The following is a 24,338-nucleotide window of genomic DNA, read 5'->3' on the forward strand; positions in this document are numbered from 1 at the left end:
TTATCTAGTACAGCCCCATGTTTTATGGTTTAAAATAGCTGCACTATTAACGACATAGTCGATCCTATGTTCCTTTGCATAGATCTCAGCCAATGCTTTTTCGATAGATCTGATATCAACGACATTAACACCACTTGAGCGGCTTAAGCTATATGTTTTTATCCCAAGTTTTTGAGCAATTTTAATAATATCAGCCCCAATACCATAGCTACCACCAATAACAACCAATACGTCATTTTTCATATCATATAAGCGTTCCATTGATGTGATGATATTACGTAATGAGAAGTTACTACGGCTTTGGAACAGTTTATCTGCAATAAAGAGATCAACAGGGCGTGTTAATTTGATATTGGTTTCAGAACCTGCCACGATACCTATTTTTTCATCTGGTAAAGTTTTTAGCACGATAGAGCAATCGCAAGTCCCCTCAATTCCGCCTTGCGTATAAATATCATACGCTTTTTTTAACGTTCCTAATTTAAATGCTTGCGGGGTTTGTCCTTGATAGTATTCAGCACGTTTTGGAATTTCAATAATTTCTTGGGTTTCATTGTTTACGTGAACGATAGTATCTACGGCAGGAATAGCAACATCTATAGCATTATATGTATTTAATTTTTCAATACATTCAGAGATAACATCTGCAGCCAATAGCGGGCGAACCGCATCGTGAATAATTAATTTGGTATTTTCTGATTCTCCTTTTAATGCTGTAATCGCTGAAAGTGTGGAGTCAGAACGTTCCTTTCCACCAAAAAGAATTCGATTAACTTTTGTAAAACCTGCTTTAGATACTAGCTCTTCAATACGATGATAGACGGAACGTTCAGAAACAATGACAATTTCATCAATCTCTTTATGATTTTGAAAAATTGCAACGGTATGTTCTAATGCTGTTTTACCCGCAATTTTGGAAAATTGTTTGGGATAACCTAATCCCATACGAGCACCTATCCCGCCAGCGAGAATGATTCCGATGTTTTTATATTGACTCATAATAGTATGTTTTTCAAAAAAATTATTGGTGAATTTTTATGCTCATACCTTGGTAAAATAAAACTAGAAAAGTATGATTTGCTTGTAGCCCTAAACAGGCGAACTGATATTGAATTTCACAGATTGTAAACAATTTATTTCAATTTGTAACGCTATTTTGATATTTTTTGTCACTGTCACTGTCACTGTCACTGTCACTGTCACTGTCACTGTCACTATTTTAGTTTCAAAATCAGACATTTTAGGTCGTTTTTTACGAGGTAATTTAGTCTTTAAATCAATATTAGCTTCTTCTATATTTTTTTACTGTATGAAAATCATCTTTTAAATTCTGAGATACATTGTTTATTTACTTAGTCCCATAAATGTGTTTTCTTGTCCCATTTTGAGGTATAATGGAAATACTAAATAGAGATAGGAGTATGCTGATATGAAAAAGCAAAATGTGGTGAATCTAATAAAATATCATTTTGAGAGAAATGAGAATGCTTTCAGGAATGAAGCACTTGTGGTAGCAAGATACTTTGATAGTGTTGGCGATCATCAATTGACGGAATATATTATGGCTTTAATATCCGAATCAAACTTATATGCTCCACAGGGTACTGATTTTGAAAGTGAATTCTTGAAACAAGTAGAAACAAAATCCTTGGATTCTCTAAATTTATCATTAGAGATATCAGAGGATGTGAAGGGCGTTATAAATGCAATCAATCACAATATAGGCATTAATAAATTCTTATTTGAGGGCTTACCCGGAAGTGGAAAAACCGAAGCTGCTAAGCATGTTGCAAGGCTACTAAATAGAACTCTTTTTATTGTGAATTTTGAGAATCTAATTGATAGTAAGCTAGGGCAAACCAACAAGAACATTACAAATGTTTTTAGAGAGATTAATTTGCTCCAAAACTCAAATAAAGTGGTTATTTTATTTGACGAGATTGATGTTATTGCGTTAGATAGAGTTAATTCTAATGATGTAAGAGAAATGGGGAGAGTTACATCTACAATTTTAAGAGAATTGGATAGATTAACTGAACTTAATAAAGACATAGTGATTATCGCAACAACAAACTTATATTCAAACTTTGATAAAGCGTTAGCAAGACGGTTTGATGCGATTATTAACTTTAATCGATATAGTAAATCAGATTTAATAGAAGTTGCTGAATATTATTTTTCTACATTTATTAGGAATTTCAAAGGCGTGATAAAAGATACTAGATTATTCAGAAAAATATTGAATATGGCTGATAGGCTACCCTATCCTGGTGAATTAAAAAATGTTATAAAAACCTCCCTAGCATTTAGTGATTCCGGTTCTGAATATGATTATTTAAAGAGATTATATAATAATTTTATAGGAAATTTAGAACAAAAAGATATAACCCAGCTTTATAGTGATGGTTTTACAGTAAGAGAAATAGAAAAACTGAAAGGTGAATCAAAAAGTAATGTGGCAAGAAAATTAGTTAAAGAGGAAAGTCATAATGAATAATGTTTTAGAATTAAAAGGAAAACGTTTTATTCAAGCGTCTAAGCCTGGTTTTGGTGGAGGGGCTAAGATGAATAGCCGAATAGAAGTAACTACAGAATATTTATTGATTTTACATTCTCAACTAAGAAAAATTAAAGAATTTTGGGATAATGAGAAACAACCTTTTGAAGGGATTCTTATTAGTGTTAAATATAATAAAATTGTAGCTAAGAGTAATCGTATAGGAGGGATATTTAAAGGTACTGCATCAAATAAATCAATTGTTGGGGCAAAGTTTAACGAGAATAAAAATAAGCATATTATAACATACTATATTAACCAACAGGACTTGATTAATAGTATAAGATATATTTATGATTCAGCTAGAATTTTAGAAAAAGAGTTTAATGGTGAGATAAATAAACATATTATAGAAGATGGAAATATTCTTAAACCAGATTTGTTTCGTGATGGCTCTATAAGCATGTCAATGTTTAAACAAGTCATAGCAGATGTTTCATATATTGATTCATTTGAGGTATTACTGCCTACAGTAATCCTTAAACAAAGTATAATCACTCTTTATGATGTAAAAAAGGATGCAAGAATATTACTTGAAGAATTAGGGATAAGTCTTGTGCGATCTCGAATTTTAGATAATCAGACTGTTTACTTAGATGAAAATCAAGTTAAGTTACTTTCTGAAAAAGCACCTTATCTTGTTTCTATGGCTACAGTTGATTTGGCTAATTTAGCTCCAGAGGATTTTATCAGTGAATATCAAAATAATATGATGAATATACCTTTACCATCAATTGAACCGACAATAGGGGTTATAGATACTTTATTTGATGAGAATGTATACTTCAATAAATGGGTTGATTACCATGAAATGATTGCTAGGGAGATTCCAAGAAATCAAGAGGATTATCGTCATGGAACTGCAGTATCTTCAATTATTGTTGATGGACCAAGATTGAATCCTTGGTTAGAAGATGGTTGTGGGCGATTTAAAGTTCGTCATTTTGGGGTTGCTGTCGGTTCTAGATTTTCGTCTTTTTCAATTATTAAACAAATAAAAACTATTGTGTTAGAAAATTCAGATATAAAAGTATGGAATATTTCACTTGGTAGTAATCAGGAAATTAATGATAATTTTATTTCCGCTGAGGCAGCAATTTTAGATCAAATACAATTTGAGCATGATGTAATTTTTGTTGTGGCAGGTACAAATAAACCAAGTGAAGATATTGTTAAAATAGGTTCACCCGCTGATTCAATTAATAGTGTAGTTGTTAATTCAGTAACAAAAATGGGGCGCTCTACAAAGTATTCTCGTAAGGGATTGGTTTTATCTTTTTTTGCTAAACCTGATGTAAGTTATTACGGTGGCAGTGAAGAACAGTATATTAGAGTTTGTGAGCCATTATCTGAGGCATATGTTGCAGGTACATCTTATGCTGCTCCGTGGATTGCTCGTAAGTTAGCTTATTTAATTAATATTTTAGGGCTAAATAGAGAAGTTGCTAAAGCAATGCTTATTGATGCCGCAAGAGGATGGAATGAAACGCCAACACCAGAAGAAATAGCATTGTATGGTCATGGAATTGTTCCTATTCATATTAACGATATTATTCAAACAAAAGATGATGAAATAAAATTTGTTGTATCAGATATTAGCGAAAAATGGAATACCTATAATTACCATTTTCCTGTTCCTATTAAAGATAATAAATATCCATATATTGCTAGAGCAACTATGTGTTATTTCCCATTATGTGATAGGACACAAGGAGTGGATTACACAAACACAGAACTTAATTTACATTTTGGCAGAATAGGAAACGATAACAAAATCAAAGATATCAAAGGGGATCCTCAAAATAAAGATAAATCCTTAGATGAAGAATCACATTATCTTCTAGAGGATGAGGCAAGGAAGCAATTTAGAAAGTGGGATAATGTAAAATATATTGTAGAGAAATCAACCAAAAGGCTTACACCTAAAAAGTCCTATAATAATAAAAATTGGGGAATGGAAATAAAAACAAATAATAGATTAGACCCTAAAGATGGAAACGGTATTCGATTTGGGGTGGTAGTAACGCTAAAAGAAATAAATAATATAAATAGGATAGATGAATTTATTAGAAATTGTACTTTAAATGGTTGGTTAGTAAATACTATTGACATTACAAATAGAATAAATATTCACCAAAAACTAGAGGAAAATATTGAGTTTGAATAGGGAAATGTGTTTTTAACTCTTCTAATTTTTTCTGTAATGATGCAAGTGCATAGCTGGTATTTTGAAAATGAACTCTTAGTTTAGGAACTGAAAGTCCTCATAATTGAATAGAGTGTTTTTATCTTTGTTTATACCTTATATACTTTTTATACTATTTTTCTCACCCAAACTAAGTGTTATACTTTGCCTGTTATTTTTTACGGTAGTGGGTGGTTTTTTTGCAAAAAATTGGGCAAATTTAACCATTTGTTCACCTTTTAAATTAATGAGAGCTTTTGATGAAAAATTATCAAGTAAAACAGATTGCGATGAGTGTGATGCTTGCCCTAGTGCTTTCAGCCTGTTCATCGTTGCCTACCTCTGGTCCTAGCCATTCAGCCGTTTTGAAGGTGAATCAAAATAGTGATGCCTCTAAATTGGCAGGTCAGGTGAATGTGGTTGAGCTGAACGATGCGTTGGTGCAGAAAATGTATTTTATGCAACAAAGTCAGAAATTTTCAGGCTTTGCCGGTATGGGCGTTGAGGCGGGTTATTCCGGTACAGTAAATGTAGGGGATGTTCTGGAGATTTCTATTTGGGAAGCACCACCTGCGGTGTTGTTTGGGACAACCTTCAGTAGCGAGGGACAAGGCAGTGGACACGTTACGCAGTTGCCTTCGCAGATGGTGAATCAGAATGGGACGGTTACGGTGCCTTTTGTGGGAAATTTGCGTGTAGTAGGTAAAACCCCGGAAACGATTCAATCTCAAATTGTTGCTGCGTTAAACCGTAAGGCGAACCAACCGCAAGCAGTGGTGAAAATAGCGAATAATTTTTCAAGCGATGTTACGGTAATTCGTCAAGGTAGCACGGTGCGTATGCCGCTGACCGCAAACAGTGAACGTGTGTTAGATGCAGTTGCTGCTGTGGGAGGAACTACGGAAAATATTGAAGATGTAACGGTTCAGTTAACACGTGGTAATCAGGTGAAAACGTTAGCGTTTGAAACCTTAATTGCGGATCCTGCTCAAAATATTATGTTGCGTTCGGGCGATGTCGTTTCACTTTTAAATACGCCATATAAATTCACCGGTTTGGGGGCGTTGGGTAATAATCAGCAAATGCGTTTTTCAAGCAGCGGGATTACGCTTGCGGAAGCCATTGGCAAAATGGGTGGGTTGATTGATACTCGTTCTGATCCTCGCGGTATATTTGTATTCCGTTATGTACCATTTACGCAGTTAGATTATCAAGCTCAACAAGAATGGGCGGCGAAAGGTTACAGCGTAGGAACGGATATACCAACGGTGTATCGGGTAAATTTGCTTGAGCCTCAATCAATGTTTTTACTTCAACGTTTCCCTGTTCAAAATAAGGATATTGTGTATGTATCGAATGCTCCACTTGCAGAATTCCAAAAATTCTTAAGTATGATTTTTTCGATTACATCACCGGTAACGAGTACGACCAATTCAATCAGAAATTTCTAATTTAAGAGTAAAGCCTATGACAACCGAAACCTCGGTAAAACAGAAAAAGAAAAACGCCTTGTGGAAAAAATTGAATCCGCTATTTTGGATTACAGTGTTAATTCCGACCGCACTTTCATCGGTCTATTTTGGCTTGTTTGCCTCAGATATTTATGTATCTGAATCCAGCTTTGTGGTACGTTCGCCACGCAATCAATCTTCACTTTCCGGCGTGGGGGCATTGTTGCAGGGGGCGGGGTTTTCCCGTTCTCAAGATGACACTTATTCCGTGCAGGAGTATATGCGTTCTCGCACGGCATTAGATGAGTTGGAGAAAGCGTTGCCGGTACGTGAATTTTATTCAGAAAAGGGCGATATTTTAAGTCGCTTTAATGGCTTTGGTTTTAATGATACACAAGAGGCGTTTTATCGTTATTTTAAGGATCGATTAGGGGTGGATGTAGATTCTGTTTCGGGCATTGCGACCTTACGTGTAAGAGCGTTTAACGCGGATGAAGGTTTCCAAATAAATGATCGTTTGTTGAAAGAGGGGGAGGCATTAATCAACCGTTTAAACGAACGTGCGAGAAAAGATACGGTCGAGTTTGCCGAACAAGCGGTGATAGAGGCTGAAAAAAATGTCAATGAAACCGCCCAAGCCTTAAGTCAATATCGGATCAAAAACAAAATTTTTGATTTGCCTGCGCAATCGGGTGTGCAACTCACGTTGATTTCAAGTCTTAAAAGTGAGCTGATTCGTGTGGAAACACAGCTTGCGCAGTTGATTTCCATTACACCGGATAACCCACAAGTGCCGGCTTTACAAATGCGCCAAAAAAGTTTGAAGAAAGAAATTGATGAACAATCTCGTCAGCTTTCAGGCACAGGCAATTCTGCCGCTACTCAAACAGCAGATTATCAGCGCTTAGTGCTTGCTAATGAGTTAGCACAACAACAATTGACAGCCGCAATGACCTCTTTGCAAAACACGCGTGGTGAGGCAGACCGTCAACAGCTTTATTTGGAAGTAATTAGCCAACCAAGCAAACCGGACTGGGCGTTGGAGCCAAACCGTATTTACAATATTATTGCCACTTTCATTATCGGTTTTATTTTGTATGGTGTGTTGAGTTTATTAATTGCCAGCATAAGAGAGCATAAAAACTAATGCAGTATGGTGACCAGACTTCTTTTAAACAGTCATTAGCTATTCAAGGGCGTGTGATCAATGCATTGCTGATGCGTGAAATCATCACGCGTTATGGGCGAAAGAATCTTGGCTTTTTATGGCTGTTTGTTGAGCCACTATTGCTCACTTTTTTTATAGTGATGATGTGGAAATTTTTACGTGCTGATAAGGTCTCTACGCTAAATATTATCGCTTTTTTGATGACAGGTTATCCTATGGCGATGATGTGGCGAAATGCCTCTAACCGTGCCATTGGTTCAATTTCGGCGAACTTGAGCTTGCTTTACCATCGTAATGTGCGAGTATTAGATACTATCTTTACTCGTGTCTTATTAGAAGTTGCAGGTGCTTCTATTGCGCAAATTCTGTTTATGGCTGTGTTGGTGGCAATTGATTGGATTCCATTTCCGCAAGACGTGCTTTATATGCTGATTGCGTGGTTTTTAATGGCGGTTTTTGCCTTCGGATTGGGGTTAATCATCTGTGCTATTGCTCAACAAATAGACTTCTTTGGAAAAATTTGGGGCACGTTGAGTTTCGTGTTGTTGCCCCTTTCCGGTGCCTTCTTCTTTGTATATAATTTGCCGACACAGGTACAAAATATGGCACTTTGGTTACCAATGATTCACGGTACAGAAATGTTCCGACACGGTTATTTTGGCGAAACTGTAATCACCTACGAAAGTATAGGTTTTTTAATTGTCAGCGATTTAATCTTGCTTTTGATTGGCTTGGCAATGGTGAGAAATTTTAGCAAAGGAGTAGAGCCACAATGATTCGAGTCAAAAATGTGAGCAAAAAATATCACACCAAGAGTGGCTGGAAAACCGTGCTAAAAGATATCAATTTTGACTTACAAAAAGGCGAAAAAATCGGAATTTTAGGGCGAAATGGCGCTGGCAAATCTACGCTTATTCGCTTAATGAGTGGCATTGAACCACCCACAACCGGAATCATCGAACGGGAAATGTCGATTTCTTGGCCTTTGGCTTTTAGTGGGGCATTTCAAGGTAGCCTAACGGGAATGGATAATTTGCGCTTTATTTGCCGATTGTATGATGTTGATCCTGATTATGTAACAAAATTCACGAAAGAATTTTCTGAATTGGGGGATTATTTATATGAGCCCGTGAAAAAATACTCCTCAGGAATGAAAGCTCGTTTGGCGTTTGCGCTGTCTCTTTCAGTTGAATTTGATTGCTATTTAATTGATGAGGTGATCGCTGTTGGAGATTCCCGTTTCGCCGAAAAATGTAAGTATGAGTTGTTTGAAAAGCGTAAAGATCGTTCTATTATTCTCGTTTCACACTCCCCATCAGCAATAAAATCCTATTGTAATAATGCAGTTGTCCTCGAAAATGGCATAATGCATCATTTTGAAGATATGGATAAGGCCTACCAATATTATAATGAGACCCAGAAGTAAGAAGTGCGCTCAATAAAATCAGTACTATATAGCGTCGCACAAATAAATTTTCACCTTGTACGAGCCATGCGGTTGATTAAGCCTATCCTTGTTAGAACTGTAGAGCCACAAAGCAGCCAGATAAATTAACCCCATACGGCTCGTATGGGGTTAAGAATAAAAGTTGTGCATTCGCTACATAATAGTGAATAAAATCATTGTTTTTATTGACCGCACTTTTCGGTTATTTATTCGCCAAAATCACAGCTCTTGTAGGGGCTTGGTAGCCTTCAATAGTTCTGCTGTGATCATTGGGATCTAAAAAATCAATCAAACTTTCATTTTCCAACCAATCTGTTTTACGTTGTTCTTCTAACGTAGTTGGGGCGATATCGACACAGCGAACATTATTGAAACCGACCTTTTCCAACCAGCTAATCAATGCCTCAACAGAAGGGATGAAATAGACGTTTTTCATTTTTGCGTAGCGATCTGTGGGGACGAGAACGGTATGGGCATCGCCCTCTACCACAAGGGTTTCCAACACTAATTCTCCACCCTTTTTCAATTGACTTTTGAGTTGAGTGAGATGATCGAGGGGAGATTTTCGGTGGTATAACACGCCCATTGAAAACACAGTGTCGAAAGCCGCAAGCGGCTGCATTTGCTCGATTCCCAGTGGAATAAGATTGACACGGCGATCATTGTTGAGAAGTTTACGAACTGCCTCAAATTGGCAAAGGAAAAGTTCGGTAGGATCAATCCCCACCACCATTTGGGCGCCTTCCCCCAACATTCGCCACATATGATAACCACTGCCGCACCCTACATCTAAAATTGTGCGATCTTTCAAGGGAGCGAGATGAGGCAATACACGCTGCCATTTAAAATCGGAACGCCACTCGCAATCAATATGGATTCCAAACAGATGATAGGGTCCTTTTCGCCATGGCATAAGTTGTTTTAAATGGTGGATAATACGCTGTTTTTCGCCTTCTGAGAGCGGAAAAGTGCGGTCAGATTTCACAGCGTTTTTTAAATCAATGATCTCTGCCTGTAAATCAGGTAAAAAATCCACAATTTTTGACCATTTTCCATAATCGCCATGGGCCTGCTTTTCCCATTCTTTTAATTGCAGGGGAAGCGTTTCAAGCCAATCAGAGAGGGGACTTGTGGCAATTTGTTGATAAAAAGGGCGAAAATCGATCATTTTGCTTCCTTAGATAAGGCTTTTTCAGCTTGATTGAGGTTATAGTGAATAATGTGTTTTGCTCTGGATAACGCTCAAAATAACCCTAAAGTATATTGAAAATTTGAGAAATGGCGCATTTTACCCTATTATGCAACTTCTTAAAACAAGATTCAGAGACAGTAGAATGGATGCGGTAGAACTATTAATGAATGTCACGCCCAATGAAACGCGTATTGCATTGATGGAAATGGGCGGATTAAAAGAAGTCCATGTAGAACGCCAAGCGAAGCGTGGCATTGTAGGAAATATTTATAAAGGAAGAGTGATGCGCGTATTGCCCGGTATGCAGTCTGCTTTTGTGGATATCGGCCTGGAAAAGGCGGCATTTTTACACGCCTCGGATATTGTATCCCATACCGAGTGTGTGGATGAAAACGAGCAGAAACAATTTAAAGTAAAAAGTATTTCCGAGTTGGTTCGAGAAGGGCAGGATATTGTTGTGCAAGTCGTGAAAGATCCCCTCGGCACAAAAGGCGCCCGTTTAACCACCGATATTACGTTGCCGTCCCGCTATCTTGTGTTTATGCCGGAAAACAGCCACGTTGGAGTATCGCAACGTATTGAAAGTGAAGAAGAACGGGCACGCCTTAAAGCGTTGGTAGAGCCGTTTTGTGATGATTTAGGCGGGTTTATTATTCGCACGGCAACAGAAGGAGCGATGGAAGAAGAACTCCGACAAGATGCGGAATTTCTTAAACGTTTATGGCGCAAAGTATTAGAGCGAAAAACGAAATACCCCACTCGCTCAAAAATCTATGGCGAACCGGCTTTACCACAACGTATCTTGCGTGATTTTATTGGGACGAGATTGGAAAAAATTCGTATTGATTCCAAACTTTGTTTTAATGAAGTGAAAGAATTTACCGATGAATTTATGCCGGAATTAAGTGACAAACTGGTACTTTATTCCGGAAATCAACCGCTCTTTGATGTGTATGGTGTAGAAAATAGCATTCAACAGGCCTTGGATAAACGTGTAAATTTAAAATCTGGTGGTTATTTGATTATTGAACAAACGGAGGCCATGACAACTATTGACATCAATACCGGCGCATTCGTAGGACGCCGTGATCTAGAAGAAACAATTTTCAACACCAACATTGAGGCGACAAAAGCCATCGCCCAACAACTTCAGTTACGCAACCTTGGTGGGATCATTATTATTGATTTTATTGATATGCATTTGGAAGATCACCGCAACAGGGTGTTGGAATCTCTACAAGATGCTCTTTCCAAAGATAGGGTCAAAACTAATGTCAATGGTTTCACCCAACTCGGCTTAGTAGAAATGACACGCAAACGAACCCGTGAAAGCCTTGAACATATTCTGTGTGATGAATGTCCCGTATGTCGTGGTCGTGGTCAAGTCAAAACAGTAGAAACCGTATGTTATGAAATTATGCGTGAAGTGATTCGCGTATATCATTTATTCAGTAGTGAACAGTTTGTAGTATATGCCTCACCGGCAGTGGCAGAATATTTAATTAACGAAGAATCCCACGGACTTCTCCCAGAAGTGGAAATGTTTATCGGTAAACGTGTCCAAGTGAAAACCGAACCCTTTTATCACCAAGAACAGTTTGATGTTGTGGTGATGTAGTAAAGCAAAAGTTAAATAAAAAAAGTGCGGTCAACAATGATTAGTTGTAGAAACTCAGATTAAATCTGGTGTAATAAACAAAATGGTTGATCAGAATTGGGTTAAGTCCTTATAGTAAAAGGCCTTAACCCACTTTCTTGAAATATGAGTAAAAAAACTATATTTTTTAAAGAAAAATTAGAGCCAATAAAAATTTGGCAAGATTATTCAGAGGGAAAACAAACTTATAAACAGCTTGCTAATAAATATCAATGCTCGATTAGAACGATACAGCGATAAGTTTTAAATGCACCTAAAACAAGATTAAACCACCTAAAAATAATACACTTAAACATAATTTTGATTATTAGGATAACTTGCCACAAGCGACCAACCGTAGTTTGCCACTGCTTCCAATAAATTCACTTTATCATCAGAAGCCAACCCTTGTTCTTCTTGGAACAATTTATTTCCCACAAACACAATGACTTACGGATTGCGGTATCCATAGGTATAACGTGGATTTTCACGCCCTTAATGACAGGATTATCTTCAGGAATCGACCCGTCAATGTTGAAACGCAAGGTTTTGCCTTCATAAGCAGCAAAATCGTTGTTATTCACTTCTTGTTGGGTCGGTAAGCACTGTGCATGATCTGCATAGCAAGTGCGGTAATATTGCTTCGCCCCTCAATTGTCGATGGTATAGTAAAGTTTGTCGTCCGCCCCTAAACGTAAGCGACCGCCTTGATGGTCGGTAAAAGAGGTCAAATTATCGAGTACAATCTCCGTTTTCTCCACTTTACAGGCGGTTTTATCTAAAGTGAGTTTAACGATTTTAGTATGCTCTTGCTCATCTTCCCCTTTATATGCATAGGCAACATAAAGTACGTTGTCGCCCTTGCCTGATAAGAAATTCGGATCAAGAGTTAACCCCAATAAGTCTCGTTGGTGACCGCCGTTCACCACATCCTCAAAATGATGAATCACTTGGTGCTTGCCCATTTCCGCATCCACCAACAAAATATTGCCACCCACTTCCGTAATCCAAAGCAGTCTGTTACGGTCAATCGCCATATCCCACGGGCTTTATAGCCCCTCTACCAAAACTTTGCCGCTGAACGGCTCTGATTGTTGGGTATTAAATGTGTCGCAGCCTTTGGCAAAAATAGAAGCCGGCGAGCCCTAAGGCTAAGAAAAGTGCGGTCTTTTTCATAAAGATTTCTTTATATACTGTAAAAAATTGACGAGTACTAACACAGTTATTAAACCCAAATATAGGGATAAAAAAAATAAATTCTATCGCCGAATTTTATTATTCGCTCAAGCGAAACTCAGACGACCATTGTGGAAATTGCTGACGTAATTTTTTGCCGTCCAAACGGGGATCAAGGCCTGCAACATTATAGCTCCCATTAGGTGCTTCCATCGCTAAAAATGTAGCAAATGCAGCGGTGTGAACAGGGAGAGGAGGTGCAAAATTTACCTGGGGCTATGCCGATGAGCTTTGTTTACCCTTATTCCTGTTATATTCCCAAACGGTTAAAGTGTTTCAAAAATGGTTGGAAGGCGTGATTGCGGAAAATCCGGTTTGGCAGATCAAATGATAATAAATAGCAAGATAAACTTATTGTAAAAATCACACTCATATTATTTTATTTACGTGCATACTTCCACATCTCTCCGCTTTCCCAAATATCAAATTTTTCAGTATGTTACGTAATGGTACACATAATTTGGGCTAAAGTAGAAACAGGCGTAGTTTTCCACATTTTGGATAATCACCTAATCGATTTTTCCATTGGGTGAGCGATGTTGGGTATTCCAGCATTATTGAGCGGAGAGTCACACAATGGGGGAATGCTAATTTTTATATGAATCAGCTAACTTCTCTTTCGAGCAGGTGAGTAGGCTTTAAGTTTTGCATTCGTGCCAAGTGATGAAACTAAGACATAATGCGAAACGCTGTTTTCTCGGGTAATTTGGGCGAAACCATATTTAATTCTCTATGAAACCGTTAGATCCATTTAATTTTTGATAATGAAATATTTTCCTTACGTAATGCTTTTAAATACAGGTATATGGTTGGAAAAATATCCATAAGCATACCAAAACCAAAAATTAATGAGATGTTAGTTAGAGACATTTCAAGAAAGCCTATTTTATATATCAAAAATACACTACTATAATAAAAAATATCAATAAAAATTGACTGATATAGCATATATTTCGTCATTCCCAAAGCTTTGATTGTTGAATCTAAAATACCATTATTGAACATAAAAACAATATAAAATACGGTCTGTAATTTCATAATCTCAGTTACGGTATTCATATCCGTTATAATTAAAATATGACTTAAAAACCATTCCCATGTGGGGATAGAAAACAACCATAAAATGACAAATATTATCGTTAACCTCATATAACATGCTGTATTACTTATGATCGCAGACTTATTCATTGCTACATCTCGTTTAACAACTTCCGCCAAAGCGAGTGATGGTACAAGCAAAATCCCCCAAATAATACTGTTAGCAATCCAATACACCCCTTGTTTACCGATCTGATTAACCATTCCTAAGATCATTAGCACAAAAACAGTATTTCTAATCAATGATTCAAATCCCGAAAACATACCTAAATGAAACCATTGTTTAAACCATTTTTTATCAAAATAAAAATGGAATCCTCTAATAAATTGACGAATTGTATTATTAGATAAAATAAATCCTGTCAATATACCATTGATTAAAATATTAGATATAGCAATGCCATTTACACCTAAATTCAACGAAATACGCCAATCCGAAATCAAGAAAATATCTGATATAATCAATAAGCTAATTTTTAATAATGAGAACTTAATTAGATTTTTATAATCATCAGTCACTGCTAAATAAACAATAAGATACTCTGTTACTACAGATAACATTATCGCAACAGACTCCAATTTAATATAATGAGCAGTATCTTGAATCAATGCTGAATGTTGGTTTAGTCCTGTAACTAATGTTTCAGCCAAGAAGAAGATCCCCACTGAAACGACCGAATGTATAACGGTTACCAATAATAGACCGCTAAGCGCATTATTAATTAATGCAGTTCTGTTTTCTTTCAATGCCTGTGCTAGCATAAAAAATAACGGTACTAACAGCATCTCTTTAATGATTTCATAAATAATATTCAACCATTGAATTTGGCTAGCAATATTAAACCCCCAATCATTTGGCATTGTCCCTATAAAATGTAATCGAAGTATATTAATAACCGTTGGAATCGACATGATGAGTAGAAATGCCAACCACAATTTAATATCAAAATTTTTTATAATTTTCATATTATTAATATGATCCTACACTTTCAAACAAGCCACAAAATGACTGCCGTTATCTGCGTTAAATGTGGTTTTTTGTATACCACAGCTCTCATCGGCAAGAGGGCATCTTGTGCGGAAAACACAGCCGGACGGCGGGTTTATCGGGGAAGGGAGATCCCCCTCTAAGAGCTGGATGTTTTTATTTCGTTCCAATTTAGGATCAGGAATGGGCACGGCAGACATCAGGGCTTTGGTGTAAGGGTGCTTGGTGTGATGATACACCTCATCATCGCTGCCTAACTCCATGGCGTTGCCTAAATACATCACCAACACTCGGTCGGAAATATGTTTTACCACCGCAAGATCATGGGCAATAAAAATGAGTGATAGGCCCATTTCTGCTTGTAAAGATTTCAATAAATTTACCACTTGGGCTTGAATGGACACATCCAATGCGGAAACCGGTTCATCACAAATAATCATTTTAGGCTCAATAATTAATGCACGGGCAATACCGATACGTTGGCATTGTCCTCCGGAGAACTCATGGGGATAGCGATTGATCAAATTGGGCAATAAGCCGACTTTTAACATCATTGCCTGCACTTTTTCTTTCACCTGTTCTGCGTTCAAGTGAGGTTGATAAATTTTAAGCGGTTCAGCAATAATTTCGCCGATATTCATTCGGGGGTTGAGCGAGGCGAGAGGATCTTGGAAAATCATTTGAATGTCTTTACGCGTATCACGCCATTGTTTTGGTGATTGGTTTCGTAAATCTTTACCTAACCAAATAATTTCCCCTTCATTGGCTTCCACTAAACCAATAATGGCACGGGCAAGGGTGGATTTCCCACAGCCTGATTCGCCCACCACGCCTAGGGTTTCGCCGGCATAAAGTTGAAAAGACACGTTGTTCACCGCTTTTAAGGTTTGCGGTTTGGCAAAAAACAGGGCTTTATCATTTTTGATTTTGAAAGATACGCCCAGATTTTTTACCTCTAATAATAAATTTTTCGCGTTCATCATAGGGTTCGTCCCTCAAACTGTGTGGCAGGAAGCCAGCAATTTCGCAAATGCCCTTCGGAAAGTGCGGTCAATTTTGGCGCAGTTTTACATTGTTCAGCGGCATAACGGCAACGGGGGGAAAACGGACAGCCTGCCGGTAAATGGAGCAGGTTGGGCGGATTTCCCGGTATGGTGACGAGGCTGTCATGTTTGCCGTCAAGACGAGGAATTGCCTCCATTAATCCGAGGGAGTAAGGATGGGTGGGGTGATAGAAAATTTGTTCTGCTGTGCCATATTCCATAGTGCGGCCAGCATACATCACCAGAACCTGATCGCAAATGCCTGCAACCACCCCAAGATCGTGGGTGATCATAATAATTGCGGTATTAAATTCCTGTTTGAGTTCGTTCAGTAAAGTCATAATTTGCGCCTGAACGGTGACATCCAGGGCAGTAGTGGGTTCATCGGCAATGAGTAATTTCGGGCGACAAAGCAATGCCATAGCAATCATCACTCGTTGGCGCATCCCACCTGAAAATTCATGGGGGTACATTCCCATGCGTTTTTTGGCTTCGGGCATTTTTACCGCATCTAACATTTTCACCGATTCATCAAATGCCGTTTTTTTGTCATAACCTTTGTGCAACATCAATACTTCCATTAATTGCTCACCAATTTTCATATAGGGATTTAATGAGGTCATCGGGTCTTGGAAAATCATCGCGATTTGTTCTGCACGGATGTTGTTCAGTTGTGCGGTGGGTAAATTGACTAATTGCGTGCCGTTAAATAGGGCAGAGCCGGAAACCTTGCCATTCGGTGCAAGTAAGCCCATTAACGCAAAAGCAGTTTGGGATTTACCGGAACCGGATTCACCCACAATGCCGAGGGTTTGCCCTGCATCTAAGGTAAAATTCAGATCATTGACGGCAGTCACAATACCATCGGGCGTGTGGAAATTGACATAGAGGTTTTGCACGTCTAATAAGTGCGGTTGATTTTGTTGTTGTTTTTCCATAAACCGCTCCTAGCGATCTTTTGGGTCGAGGGCATCACGCAAGCCATCGCCGATAAAGTTAAAACAAAATAGGGTTAAACAAAGGAAGAAAGCCGGAAAAATTAAAAGCCAAGGTGCGACTTCCATTTGGGCAGCACCATCGCTGAGTAGTGCGCCCCAGCTACTCATGGGTTCTTGTGTGCCCAGTCCTAAAAAACTTAAAAAGGATTCAAATAAAATCAATCCCGGCACTTCTAGGGAGGCATAAACGGCCACTAAGCCCAATACATTGGGAATGATGTGTTTGAGGATGATTTGACGGCGTGGCACACCGCAGACAATAGCGGCTTCCACAAATTCTTTGTTTTTGAGGCTGAGGGTTTGACCCCGCACAATCCGTGCTAAGCCTAACCAGGCAATGGCACCGATTGCCACAAAAATCAGGAAAATGTTTTGTCCGAAAAGGGTAACCAGCAAAATGACAAAAAACATAAAAGGAAAGGAGCTGAGAATTTCTAAGAAACGCATCATCACCATATCCACTTTACCGCCGAAATAGCCGGAAATCGCCCCATAAATGGTGCCAATCATCACTGAAATTAAGGCACCGGCAATGCCAACCATCAGGGAAATTCGCCCGCCAATCGCTACCCGAACAAGCAAATCACGTCCTGAGGAATCTGTGCCGAAGAAATGCAATCCCTCGGAAGTTGGGGCAACGCCCATCATATTCCAATCCGTATCTTCATAAGTAAAGGGAAAGAAGAAGGGAGCAAAGGTAATAAATAGCACAATCATCAGTAATAAAACTAAACTGACGACAGCCGCTTTGTTGCGGAAGAAACGCCGTTTTGCATCTTGCCAGAGGCTGCGCCCTTCAAGTTGCATTTCCTCCATTCGTTCGGCGAGTTGTTCCACAAATTCAGTATTTTTTTGATTAATCGGTTGGGTCATTGCACACTCCTAATAACGAATTTTCGGGTCAATGACCGCATATAAAATATCTACAATCATATTAAATAAAATGGTGAGCGTGCCCACCAGAATGGTTAAACTTAATACTAAAGAGTAATCACGGTTTAGTGCCCCATTGACAAATAATTTCCCCATACCGGGTAAGCCGAATACACTTTCAATGACCATGGAACCGGTGATAATGCCTACGAAGGCAGGGCCAAGATAAGTGATAACAGGCAAAAGTGCCGGGCGAAGGGCGTGTTTTAAAATAATTCGACGGGTGGAAAGCCCTTTGGCTTTGGCGGTGCGAATAAAATTGGAATGGAGCACTTCAATCATTGAGCCTCGCATAATCCGAGCAATACCTGCCACATAGCCAATAGTGAGTGAAGCGACCGGTAAAATTAAATAAGGTAATGCTCCCTCATTCCATCCCCCGGCAGGTAACCACCCTAACCAAATAGCAAAAAATAAAACAAGAAGTGGCGCAAAGACAAAGCTTGGCATGATTACCCCTGTCATCGACATACTCATTAAAATATAATCCCATCGGCTATTTTGTTTTAATGCGGCAAGAGTACCGGCAGAAATGCCGAGGGTGAGGGCAAACAAAAAAGCAATGCAGCCTAATTTGAGCGAAACAGGAAAAGCGGCGCCGATTAAATCATTTACCGATTGATCTTTGTATTTAAAGGAAGGGCCAAAATCCCCTTTGGAAAGATTTTCTAAATACAATAGATATTGTTTGTGTAAGGGTTCATTGAGGTGGTATTTCGCTTCGATATTCGCCATCACTTCAGGTGGATAAGCCCGTTCTGAGGTGAAAGGGCTGCCCGGTGCTAAGCGCATCAGAAAAAACGAAAAGGTAATTAAAATAAACAACGTGGGAATGGCTTCCAGCACCCGTTTAAGGATAAATTTGAACATGGTTACTCCAACCCTAAAATATCACGGCGATATTTTCTTTTTTGCTTTGTGAGGCAAGGATTTGATAAAAATAAAAGTGCGGTCAAAAAAACGAATGTTTTTCTAACCGCACTTTTTATTAATGCTTAATGATATAGAGATCACGCAAGAAAATATGGTCTTGCGGATCTTGTGCCGTATAACCGCCCACATAAGGTTTCACTAAGCGTGGGTTTACATAATTGAAAACCGGTACAAGGGCAAAATCTTGCGCTAAAATTGCTTCCGCTTTGGCATAGGCTTCCGCACGACCTGCCTCATCGGTGGCAAAGTAGGAATCCGCCATTGCCTTATCATATTCTGCACTGGCATATTTTGCCGTGTTGTTGCTAGAGGTGGATAAGAAATAGTTTCCGAAAGTAGTGGCTTGGTTGTAATCCGCACTCCAACCGGCACGCGCCACATCATAACGACCGGCACGACGGCTATCAATATAGGTTTTCCATTCTTGGTTTTCTAATTTCACCTCAATTAAGCCTTTGGTATTGGCTTTCCACATAGAGGCAGCGGCAATTGCCACTTTTTTATGGTTTTCGTTGGTGTTGTAAAGAATGGTGAATTTTAATGGGTTGGCTTTGCTAAACCCTGCTTCTTCTAAGAGCTTAATGGCTTGCTCATTACGTTTTACCATGGGTTCTTGGGAATAGGTAGGTTGGCTAATCCGCTCACCTTCTGAAATATAAGTTGGGGTGAACACATAAGTCGGGGTTTGCCCTTGTGCCATCACTTTATCGGTAATCACCGTACGATCTAAGGCATAGTTTAAGGCTTGGCGTACACGTTTGTCATTGAATGGCGGCTTGCTATTGTTGATCTCATACATATAGGTCGCCAAAGTACGAGCGGTAAACACCTGATCCGGCAATTCTTTTTTCAACTTAGCGAATTGTTCCGGTGGGAGTGAGTAGTTGGTGATATCCAAATCTCCGGCACGATAACGGGAAACATCCGTACTGGCATTTTCAATGGCTAGGAAAGTGGCGGTATTGATGACGGTTTCTTCATCATTCCAATACAGTGGATTGCGTTCAAATTCAATTTTTTCATTGATAACGTGATCTTTTAATTTATACGCGCCATTACCTACGATATTTTCTTTTTTCACCCAAGCATCACCGAATTTTTCAATGATCTTTTGTGGAACGGGGAGCAAAGATTGGTGGGTCGTCAGCCCAACAGCATAAGGCACAGGGTTGGCGGAGTAAACCACAAAAGTGTAACCGTCTTTGGCCTCCACGCCTAATTCTTCCGGTTTTTTCTTGCCGTCAATAATATCCTGCGCATTTACCACTTGCATGTAATCTAAGAAACTGGCGTAAGGGGAGGCGGTGTTAGGGTTTACTAAACGTTGCCAAGAATAGACAAAATCCTGTGCTGTAATAGGATCACCGTTTGACCATTTGGCGTCTTTGCGAAGGTGGAATGTCCAGGTTTTATAATCAGGCGAACTTTCCCAACGTTCTGCCACACCCGGTATCAATTCACCCTTTGAATTGGTGCTGACTAAGCCCTCAAATAATTGATAAGCCACTTGCGACTCCGGCACCCCTTCGGTTTTATGGGGATCGAAACTTTGTGGTTCTGCACCGTTATTAATCACAATATTTTGCACCGGTGCAAGTTCTGTACCGGTGGGCACTTGAGCAGCATAAAGGCTGCCGGACAGCGCTAAAGTGAGGCTGAAAAAGAAAAACTGACGGAAGAGATTAGGTTGCATAGACACTCCTTTTTTAAACGATTGTTAAAATCATCATGATTAAGTCCAATGATTTATCTCAAATCCTCAAATTTGTAAAGGCTTTATTCCCTAACAAAAGTGACATCGATCACAGTTTTGATAAAAAATAAAGAATCCTTCTTTTTTCTGTAAAAACTATTCAATCTATTGCGATTTCTTACTATCACTTTAAATTCAATTTATGCTATCGTAACGCCCATCAATCAAAACAAGGAGAAAACAATGACAACTCAATTAGATTCACTTCGTAGTATGACTGTGGTTGTGGCAGATACCGGCGATATTGACGCTATCAAAAAATACCAACCGCAAGATGCGACAACGAACCCCTCTTTAATTTTAAGTGCATCAGCATTACCGCAATATGCCCCACTCATTGATGAAGCCATCAGTTATGCCAAAGCGCAAAGCAGTGATAAAGCACAACAACTGATTGATGCAGAAGATAAATTAGCAGTAAACATTGGTTTAGAAATTTTAAAAATCGTTCCGGGACGCATTTCTACCGAAGTGGACGCCCGTCTTTCTTACAATACGCAAGCAACTGTTGAAAAAGCCCGTAAACTTATTGCCCTTTACAATGCAGCTGGCATTTCAAATGATCGAATTTTGATTAAAATTGCCTCAACATGGCAGGGTATTCGTGCAGCAGAAATTCTTGAAAAAGAAGGCATTAACTGTAATCTCACTTTATTATTCTCAGAAGCGCAAGCCCGTGCCTGTGCCGAAGCGGGGGTCTATTTAATTTCACCTTTCGTTGGTCGTATCCTAGACTGGTACAAAGCCAATAGTGATAAAAAAGACTATGCACCGGCGGAAGATCCGGGTGTGATTTCCGTTACCAAAATTTACAACTACTATAAAGAATATGGCTACAATACGGTGGTGATGGGGGCAAGTTTCCGTAATGTGGGGGAAATTACCGAGTTAGCGGGTTGTGATCGCTTAACCATTGCGCCACCGCTTCTTAAAGAATTACAAGAAAATTCAACCGCACTTGTGCGTAAACTTGAATATAAAGGTGAAGTGAAGGCCAAACCGCAACCACTGACTGAAGCGGAATTCTACTGGCAACATAATAGCGATGCGATGGCGGTTGAAAAATTGGCTGAGGGCATTCGTAAGTTCGCTATCGACCAAGAAAAATTAGAAGCGATGCTTGCAGCGAAATTATAATTTTTCTTTCTCTATTTGTTCCCTTTAATGCGTTGGCATTAAAGGGATTTTTTTATGTTTTTTGTGAGAAATATTGAGAGGCTTCGCTTAGATTGGCGGCTCATTCAGGTTTAGAGCGAATATCGACGGCGGGATCCCTTTCTTGACGATATTTTTCGTTAATGCGTTTTTGTAACCCAAAATCTTCTTGATCCGCTTCGTTGGAAAATAAGTTTTCTTCGTGAAGTTGTGGGTTTTTAATTCCCATCCAATTTGCAATACCTTCTAAAAAATTCAATCCGGATTTAAACACCTTGTATTCTTTGCGTTCAGTATCATCAGAGGAAATTTTAAAAAGAGGCACATCGTGGTGTGCTTGGCTAAAACAGTTTTGATTAAATAGCACCTGGTGTTTTTCATCTTGTTGATGGCATAAGCCGTGATCGGCAAAATAGAGCATGGAAAAAGTGCGGTGCGTTTTTTGCTCGTTTTCTTGAAGTTGCTCATAAATCTGTTTTAGCAAATCATCGGTTTTTTTTATGGAAGAAATATAGCAGTTTAAGTAGGCATAGCGAGGATCAATGTCTTCCTCTTTAAAAATTTTCGGGTAATCTTCCACCCGATCACAGGCGAGCGGGTGAGCACCGTAAATATGCAACACAATGAAACGTTTTCCCTGAATTGGCGAGGCTAACACTTGGGATAATTGGGGTAATAAATCAAAATCACTGTAGTTGGTGGAGTTGAAGCTGCCCCCCTTTTTGAGGAAAAGGGTTTCATCGGATTTTGAGGCAAGCGAGGATACCGGCGTATCGAATTCCCCTAATAACCCTTGATTTGATAACCAATAGGTTTTAATGCCGGCGGATTTCACCAAATCCACTAAACTTAATGAGTAATTGGGCTCCCATTTTTCTTTATTTGGCAAGGTGAGCATTAAACGTAAAGAGGCTACCGTATTGGTGCCGGCAGAACGAAAACCATCAATGAGCGTGCCTTTGGCATTTGACATAAAAGGCGTATTGTGAATGGGGTAGCCGTAGGCATGGTGATAATCTTTGCGTGCGCTTTCACCAAGGATGATGACATAATCATCGTAACGGGAATTTTCTAATGTGGATTTTCCCCAGTTGTCTGATTGCGCCATTTGTTTTAATTTGTTCATTTCATCATAGATTTTGACGGTCGAACTGACGGTTTCTTTCATTGGTTCGGCAATGGGCAGGTGATAGGCAAAGAGCAAAGCACTCAGCGTAATAAAGGCTTTGTTTCGATAAAATTTAACCCCGAATTTGACCGCACTTTTATATTGCACAAGCAATAAAATCGGGATTAAAAAGGCGATCACATAGCTACTGAACGGAATTTGTAATAAAAATTCTTTGGTTTCTAATAGATCCGTAGAGAAAACGGAGGCGATATATTGATAACTCGGTGCCCCAAAATTAAGCCCTGTTGGAGTATAAATAGCATGGGCGAAAGCGAGCGGTAATAGAATAAAATAAAATGCCTTTTTGCTACTGCTTAATAGCAAAATGATCGCCCCGGTGAGCAAGATAAGCGCCATGCCGGGTTCTGGGAACATGCCAGAACCGATCAACACAAAATGACCTGTGAGATTGGCGCAAGCAAAGACAAAAAGTGCGGTTAAAATACGGTATGTTTTTGGTATTGTCATAGTTTTCTGCTCAAAATGAAATGTCGCTTATTATCCATTTTTCAATCAGAATTTCCATCTTTAACTTCTTCACTCTTGTTTCGTTATTCTATAAAATAAGCCAATTTTTTAAGCCAAAAAGGAAAAGACAATGAGCCAACCAATTTATAAACGTATTTTATTGAAGTTAAGCGGTGAAGCATTACAGGGGGATGAAGGATTTGGTATTGATCCCTCGATTCTTGATCGTATGGCATTAGAGATCAAAGAATTAGTGGAAATGGGCGTAGAAGTTGGTGTGGTGCTTGGCGGTGGCAACCTATTTCGTGGTGCAAAACTGGCGAAAGCCGGAATGAACCGTGTGGTGGGCGATCATATGGGGATGCTTGCCACCGTGATGAATGGCTTAGCCATGCGTGATGCGTTACATCGTGCGGATGTGAATGCAAAATTGATGTCCGCTTTCCAATTAAACGGGATTTGTGATACCTACAATTGGTCTGAGGCGATCAAAATGTTGCGTGAAAAACGTGTGGTGATTTTCTCTGCCGGTACAGGTAGCCCATTTTTTACAACGGATTCAGCGGCTTGTTTACGAGGCATTGAAATTGAGGCGGATGTGGTCTTAAAGGCAACGAAAGTTGATGGGGTATATGATTGCGATCCGGCGAAAAACCCGCAAGCGAAGTTATATCAAAATCTTAGCTACGCAGAAGTGATCGATAAAGAATTACAAGTGATGGATTTAGCGGCATTTACGCTGGCACGGGATCACGGTATGCCGATTCGGGTGTTTAATATGGTAAAACCCGGTGCATTACGCAATGTGGTGTTGGGCACTGAAGAAGGAACAACGATTAGCTAATCAAATTGTCATACAAAAAAACGGTAGAAATGATTTCTACCATTTTTTTCGGTATTATACAGCAGTTGCACAACGTTGTTTT

At 39.1% G+C, this 24,338-nt stretch carries 22 protein-coding genes; 10 read left to right on the plus strand and 12 right to left on the minus strand.

Annotation, left to right across the window (positions count from 1 at the left end; translation table 11 throughout):
• A complete protein-coding gene (locus tag BKK50_RS10050; RefSeq protein ID WP_279625578.1) occupies positions 1 to 999 on the minus strand; it encodes a bifunctional cytidylyltransferase/SDR family oxidoreductase in 999 nt (332 codons plus the stop codon).
• A gap of 90 nt (positions 1,000 to 1,089) precedes the next feature.
• Positions 1,090 to 1,239, minus strand: coding sequence for a hypothetical protein (locus BKK50_RS12500; RefSeq protein WP_158074667.1), 150 nt, complete (start codon positions 1,237 to 1,239; stop codon positions 1,090 to 1,092).
• A 190-nt stretch (positions 1,240 to 1,429) separates the two neighbouring features.
• Between BKK50_RS12500 and BKK50_RS10055 the strand changes: the two genes are divergently transcribed.
• The 6 genes from BKK50_RS10055 (at position 1,430) to bexA (ending at position 8,787) form a co-directional block, all read left to right on the plus strand.
• A complete protein-coding gene (locus BKK50_RS10055) occupies positions 1,430 to 2,497 on the plus strand; it encodes an ATP-binding protein (protein ID WP_077417681.1) in 1,068 nt (355 codons plus the stop codon).
• Positions 2,490 to 4,724: a S8 family peptidase gene (locus tag BKK50_RS10060; protein WP_077417683.1), complete on the plus strand. Its 2,235-nt coding sequence runs from the start codon at positions 2,490 to 2,492 to the stop codon at positions 4,722 to 4,724. Before BKK50_RS10055 ends, BKK50_RS10060 begins: the two co-directional genes overlap by 8 nt.
• A 278-nt stretch (positions 4,725 to 5,002) precedes the next feature.
• A complete protein-coding gene (locus tag BKK50_RS10065) occupies positions 5,003 to 6,193 on the plus strand; it encodes a polysaccharide biosynthesis/export family protein (protein ID WP_077417685.1) in 1,191 nt (396 codons plus the stop codon).
• A gap of 16 nt (positions 6,194 to 6,209) precedes the next feature.
• A complete protein-coding gene (locus BKK50_RS10070; protein WP_077417687.1) occupies positions 6,210 to 7,340 on the plus strand; it encodes a capsule biosynthesis protein in 1,131 nt (376 codons plus the stop codon).
• Positions 7,340 to 8,137: an ABC transporter permease gene (locus BKK50_RS10075; protein ID WP_077417689.1), complete on the plus strand. Its 798-nt coding sequence runs from the start codon at positions 7,340 to 7,342 to the stop codon at positions 8,135 to 8,137. The genes BKK50_RS10070 and BKK50_RS10075 overlap by 1 nt, the downstream gene beginning before the upstream one ends.
• Entirely contained in the window at positions 8,134 to 8,787 is a 654-nt protein-coding gene (gene bexA / locus BKK50_RS10080) for a capsule polysaccharide exporter ATP-binding protein BexA (protein WP_077417691.1), read from the plus strand. Before BKK50_RS10075 ends, bexA begins: the two co-directional genes overlap by 4 nt.
• 223 nt (positions 8,788 to 9,010) lie before the next feature.
• Here bexA and cmoB read toward each other — a convergent pair whose 3' ends face one another.
• Complete coding sequence (gene cmoB, locus BKK50_RS10085) at positions 9,011 to 9,976, minus strand: tRNA 5-methoxyuridine(34)/uridine 5-oxyacetic acid(34) synthase CmoB (protein ID WP_077417693.1); 966 nt, start codon at positions 9,974 to 9,976, stop codon at positions 9,011 to 9,013.
• Between the two features lie 166 nt (positions 9,977 to 10,142).
• Between cmoB and rng the strand changes: the two genes are divergently transcribed.
• Both rng and BKK50_RS13075 read left to right on the plus strand, forming a co-directional pair.
• Complete coding sequence (gene rng, locus BKK50_RS10090; RefSeq protein WP_077417695.1) at positions 10,143 to 11,618, plus strand: ribonuclease G; 1,476 nt, start codon at positions 10,143 to 10,145, stop codon at positions 11,616 to 11,618.
• Between the two features lie 144 nt (positions 11,619 to 11,762).
• A complete protein-coding gene (locus tag BKK50_RS13075) occupies positions 11,763 to 11,897 on the plus strand; it encodes a hypothetical protein (protein WP_279625579.1) in 135 nt (44 codons plus the stop codon).
• Positions 11,898 to 11,945: 48 nt separating this feature from the next.
• Here the strand turns inward: BKK50_RS13075 and BKK50_RS12350 are convergent, their stop codons facing one another.
• The 8 genes from BKK50_RS12350 to BKK50_RS10125 all read right to left on the minus strand — a co-directional run bounded on the left by BKK50_RS12350 (position 11,946) and on the right by BKK50_RS10125 (position 20,558).
• Entirely contained in the window at positions 11,946 to 12,074 is a 129-nt protein-coding gene (locus BKK50_RS12350; RefSeq protein ID WP_158074668.1) for a PQQ-dependent sugar dehydrogenase, read from the minus strand.
• A 212-nt stretch (positions 12,075 to 12,286) separates the two neighbouring features.
• Complete coding sequence (locus tag BKK50_RS10095; RefSeq protein ID WP_077417697.1) at positions 12,287 to 12,673, minus strand: PQQ-dependent sugar dehydrogenase; 387 nt, start codon at positions 12,671 to 12,673, stop codon at positions 12,287 to 12,289.
• Between the two features lie 940 nt (positions 12,674 to 13,613).
• A complete protein-coding gene (locus BKK50_RS10100; protein ID WP_077417699.1) occupies positions 13,614 to 14,936 on the minus strand; it encodes an MATE family Na+-driven efflux transporter in 1,323 nt (440 codons plus the stop codon).
• Between the two features lie 15 nt (positions 14,937 to 14,951).
• Positions 14,952 to 15,941 (minus strand): murein tripeptide/oligopeptide ABC transporter ATP binding protein OppF, encoded by a 990-nt coding sequence (oppF, locus tag BKK50_RS10105; protein WP_077417701.1) that lies wholly within the window; start codon positions 15,939 to 15,941, stop codon positions 14,952 to 14,954.
• Positions 15,938 to 16,939: an ABC transporter ATP-binding protein gene (gene oppD / locus BKK50_RS10110; RefSeq protein ID WP_077417703.1), complete on the minus strand. Its 1,002-nt coding sequence runs from the start codon at positions 16,937 to 16,939 to the stop codon at positions 15,938 to 15,940. Before oppD ends, oppF begins: the two co-directional genes overlap by 4 nt.
• 9 nt (positions 16,940 to 16,948) lie before the next feature.
• Complete coding sequence (oppC, locus tag BKK50_RS10115) at positions 16,949 to 17,872, minus strand: oligopeptide ABC transporter permease OppC (RefSeq protein WP_077417705.1); 924 nt, start codon at positions 17,870 to 17,872, stop codon at positions 16,949 to 16,951.
• Between the two features lie 9 nt (positions 17,873 to 17,881).
• A complete protein-coding gene (gene oppB / locus BKK50_RS10120) occupies positions 17,882 to 18,802 on the minus strand; it encodes an oligopeptide ABC transporter permease OppB (RefSeq protein ID WP_077417707.1) in 921 nt (306 codons plus the stop codon).
• 118 nt (positions 18,803 to 18,920) lie between these two features.
• Positions 18,921 to 20,558 carry an ABC transporter substrate-binding protein gene (locus BKK50_RS10125; protein WP_077417709.1) on the minus strand — a complete coding sequence of 546 codons (1,638 nt, stop codon included), beginning with the start codon at positions 20,556 to 20,558 and terminating at the stop codon, positions 18,921 to 18,923.
• A gap of 243 nt (positions 20,559 to 20,801) precedes the next feature.
• Here BKK50_RS10125 and tal point away from each other — a divergent pair, with 243 nt between their 5' ends.
• A complete protein-coding gene (gene tal, locus BKK50_RS10130) occupies positions 20,802 to 21,755 on the plus strand; it encodes a transaldolase (RefSeq protein WP_077417711.1) in 954 nt (317 codons plus the stop codon).
• Between the two features lie 100 nt (positions 21,756 to 21,855).
• Here tal and BKK50_RS10135 read toward each other — a convergent pair whose 3' ends face one another.
• On the minus strand, positions 21,856 to 23,412 hold the full coding sequence (locus BKK50_RS10135; protein WP_077417713.1) for a phosphoethanolamine transferase: 1,557 nt from the start codon (positions 23,410 to 23,412) through the stop codon (positions 21,856 to 21,858).
• A gap of 130 nt (positions 23,413 to 23,542) precedes the next feature.
• Between BKK50_RS10135 and pyrH the strand changes: the two genes are divergently transcribed.
• Positions 23,543 to 24,256: a UMP kinase gene (gene pyrH, locus BKK50_RS10140; protein WP_077417715.1), complete on the plus strand. Its 714-nt coding sequence runs from the start codon at positions 23,543 to 23,545 to the stop codon at positions 24,254 to 24,256.
• Positions 24,257 to 24,338 lie beyond the last annotated feature (82 nt).

The sequence above is a fragment of the Rodentibacter rarus genome, assembly GCF_001998965.1.
GTDB classification, from domain to species: domain Bacteria; phylum Pseudomonadota; class Gammaproteobacteria; order Enterobacterales; family Pasteurellaceae; genus Rodentibacter; species Rodentibacter rarus.

What these genes read in the sequence shown, in the direction of transcription:
- cmoB (WP_077417693.1), bottom strand. Translation starts at nt 9,976, where the DNA reads ATGATCGATTTTCGCCCTTTTTATCAACAAATTGCCACAAGTCCCCTC.
- oppC (WP_077417705.1), bottom strand. Translation starts at nt 17,872, where the DNA reads ATGACCCAACCGATTAATCAAAAAAATACTGAATTTGTGGAACAACTC.
- oppD (WP_077417703.1), bottom strand. Translation starts at nt 16,939, where the DNA reads ATGGAAAAACAACAACAAAATCAACCGCACTTATTAGACGTGCAAAAC.
- BKK50_RS10095 (WP_077417697.1), bottom strand. Translation starts at nt 12,673, where the DNA reads ATGGCGATTGACCGTAACAGACTGCTTTGGATTACGGAAGTGGGTGGC.
- BKK50_RS10055 (WP_077417681.1), top strand. Translation starts at nt 1,430, where the DNA reads ATGAAAAAGCAAAATGTGGTGAATCTAATAAAATATCATTTTGAGAGA.
- BKK50_RS10050 (WP_279625578.1), bottom strand. Translation starts at nt 999, where the DNA reads ATGAGTCAATATAAAAACATCGGAATCATTCTCGCTGGCGGGATAGGT.
- rng (WP_077417695.1), top strand. Translation starts at nt 10,143, where the DNA reads ATGGATGCGGTAGAACTATTAATGAATGTCACGCCCAATGAAACGCGT.
- oppF (WP_077417701.1), bottom strand. Translation starts at nt 15,941, where the DNA reads ATGATGAACGCGAAAAATTTATTATTAGAGGTAAAAAATCTGGGCGTA.
- BKK50_RS10100 (WP_077417699.1), bottom strand. Translation starts at nt 14,936, where the DNA reads ATGAAAATTATAAAAAATTTTGATATTAAATTGTGGTTGGCATTTCTA.
- BKK50_RS13075 (WP_279625579.1), top strand. Translation starts at nt 11,763, where the DNA reads ATGAGTAAAAAAACTATATTTTTTAAAGAAAAATTAGAGCCAATAAAA.
- BKK50_RS10070 (WP_077417687.1), top strand. Translation starts at nt 6,210, where the DNA reads ATGACAACCGAAACCTCGGTAAAACAGAAAAAGAAAAACGCCTTGTGG.
- oppB (WP_077417707.1), bottom strand. Translation starts at nt 18,802, where the DNA reads ATGTTCAAATTTATCCTTAAACGGGTGCTGGAAGCCATTCCCACGTTG.
- tal (WP_077417711.1), top strand. Translation starts at nt 20,802, where the DNA reads ATGACAACTCAATTAGATTCACTTCGTAGTATGACTGTGGTTGTGGCA.
- BKK50_RS12500 (WP_158074667.1), bottom strand. Translation starts at nt 1,239, where the DNA reads ATGTCTGATTTTGAAACTAAAATAGTGACAGTGACAGTGACAGTGACA.
- pyrH (WP_077417715.1), top strand. Translation starts at nt 23,543, where the DNA reads ATGAGCCAACCAATTTATAAACGTATTTTATTGAAGTTAAGCGGTGAA.
- BKK50_RS10060 (WP_077417683.1), top strand. Translation starts at nt 2,490, where the DNA reads ATGAATAATGTTTTAGAATTAAAAGGAAAACGTTTTATTCAAGCGTCT.
- BKK50_RS10135 (WP_077417713.1), bottom strand. Translation starts at nt 23,412, where the DNA reads ATGACAATACCAAAAACATACCGTATTTTAACCGCACTTTTTGTCTTT.
- BKK50_RS10065 (WP_077417685.1), top strand. Translation starts at nt 5,003, where the DNA reads ATGAAAAATTATCAAGTAAAACAGATTGCGATGAGTGTGATGCTTGCC.
- BKK50_RS10075 (WP_077417689.1), top strand. Translation starts at nt 7,340, where the DNA reads ATGCAGTATGGTGACCAGACTTCTTTTAAACAGTCATTAGCTATTCAA.
- bexA (WP_077417691.1), top strand. Translation starts at nt 8,134, where the DNA reads ATGATTCGAGTCAAAAATGTGAGCAAAAAATATCACACCAAGAGTGGC.
- BKK50_RS10125 (WP_077417709.1), bottom strand. Translation starts at nt 20,558, where the DNA reads ATGCAACCTAATCTCTTCCGTCAGTTTTTCTTTTTCAGCCTCACTTTA.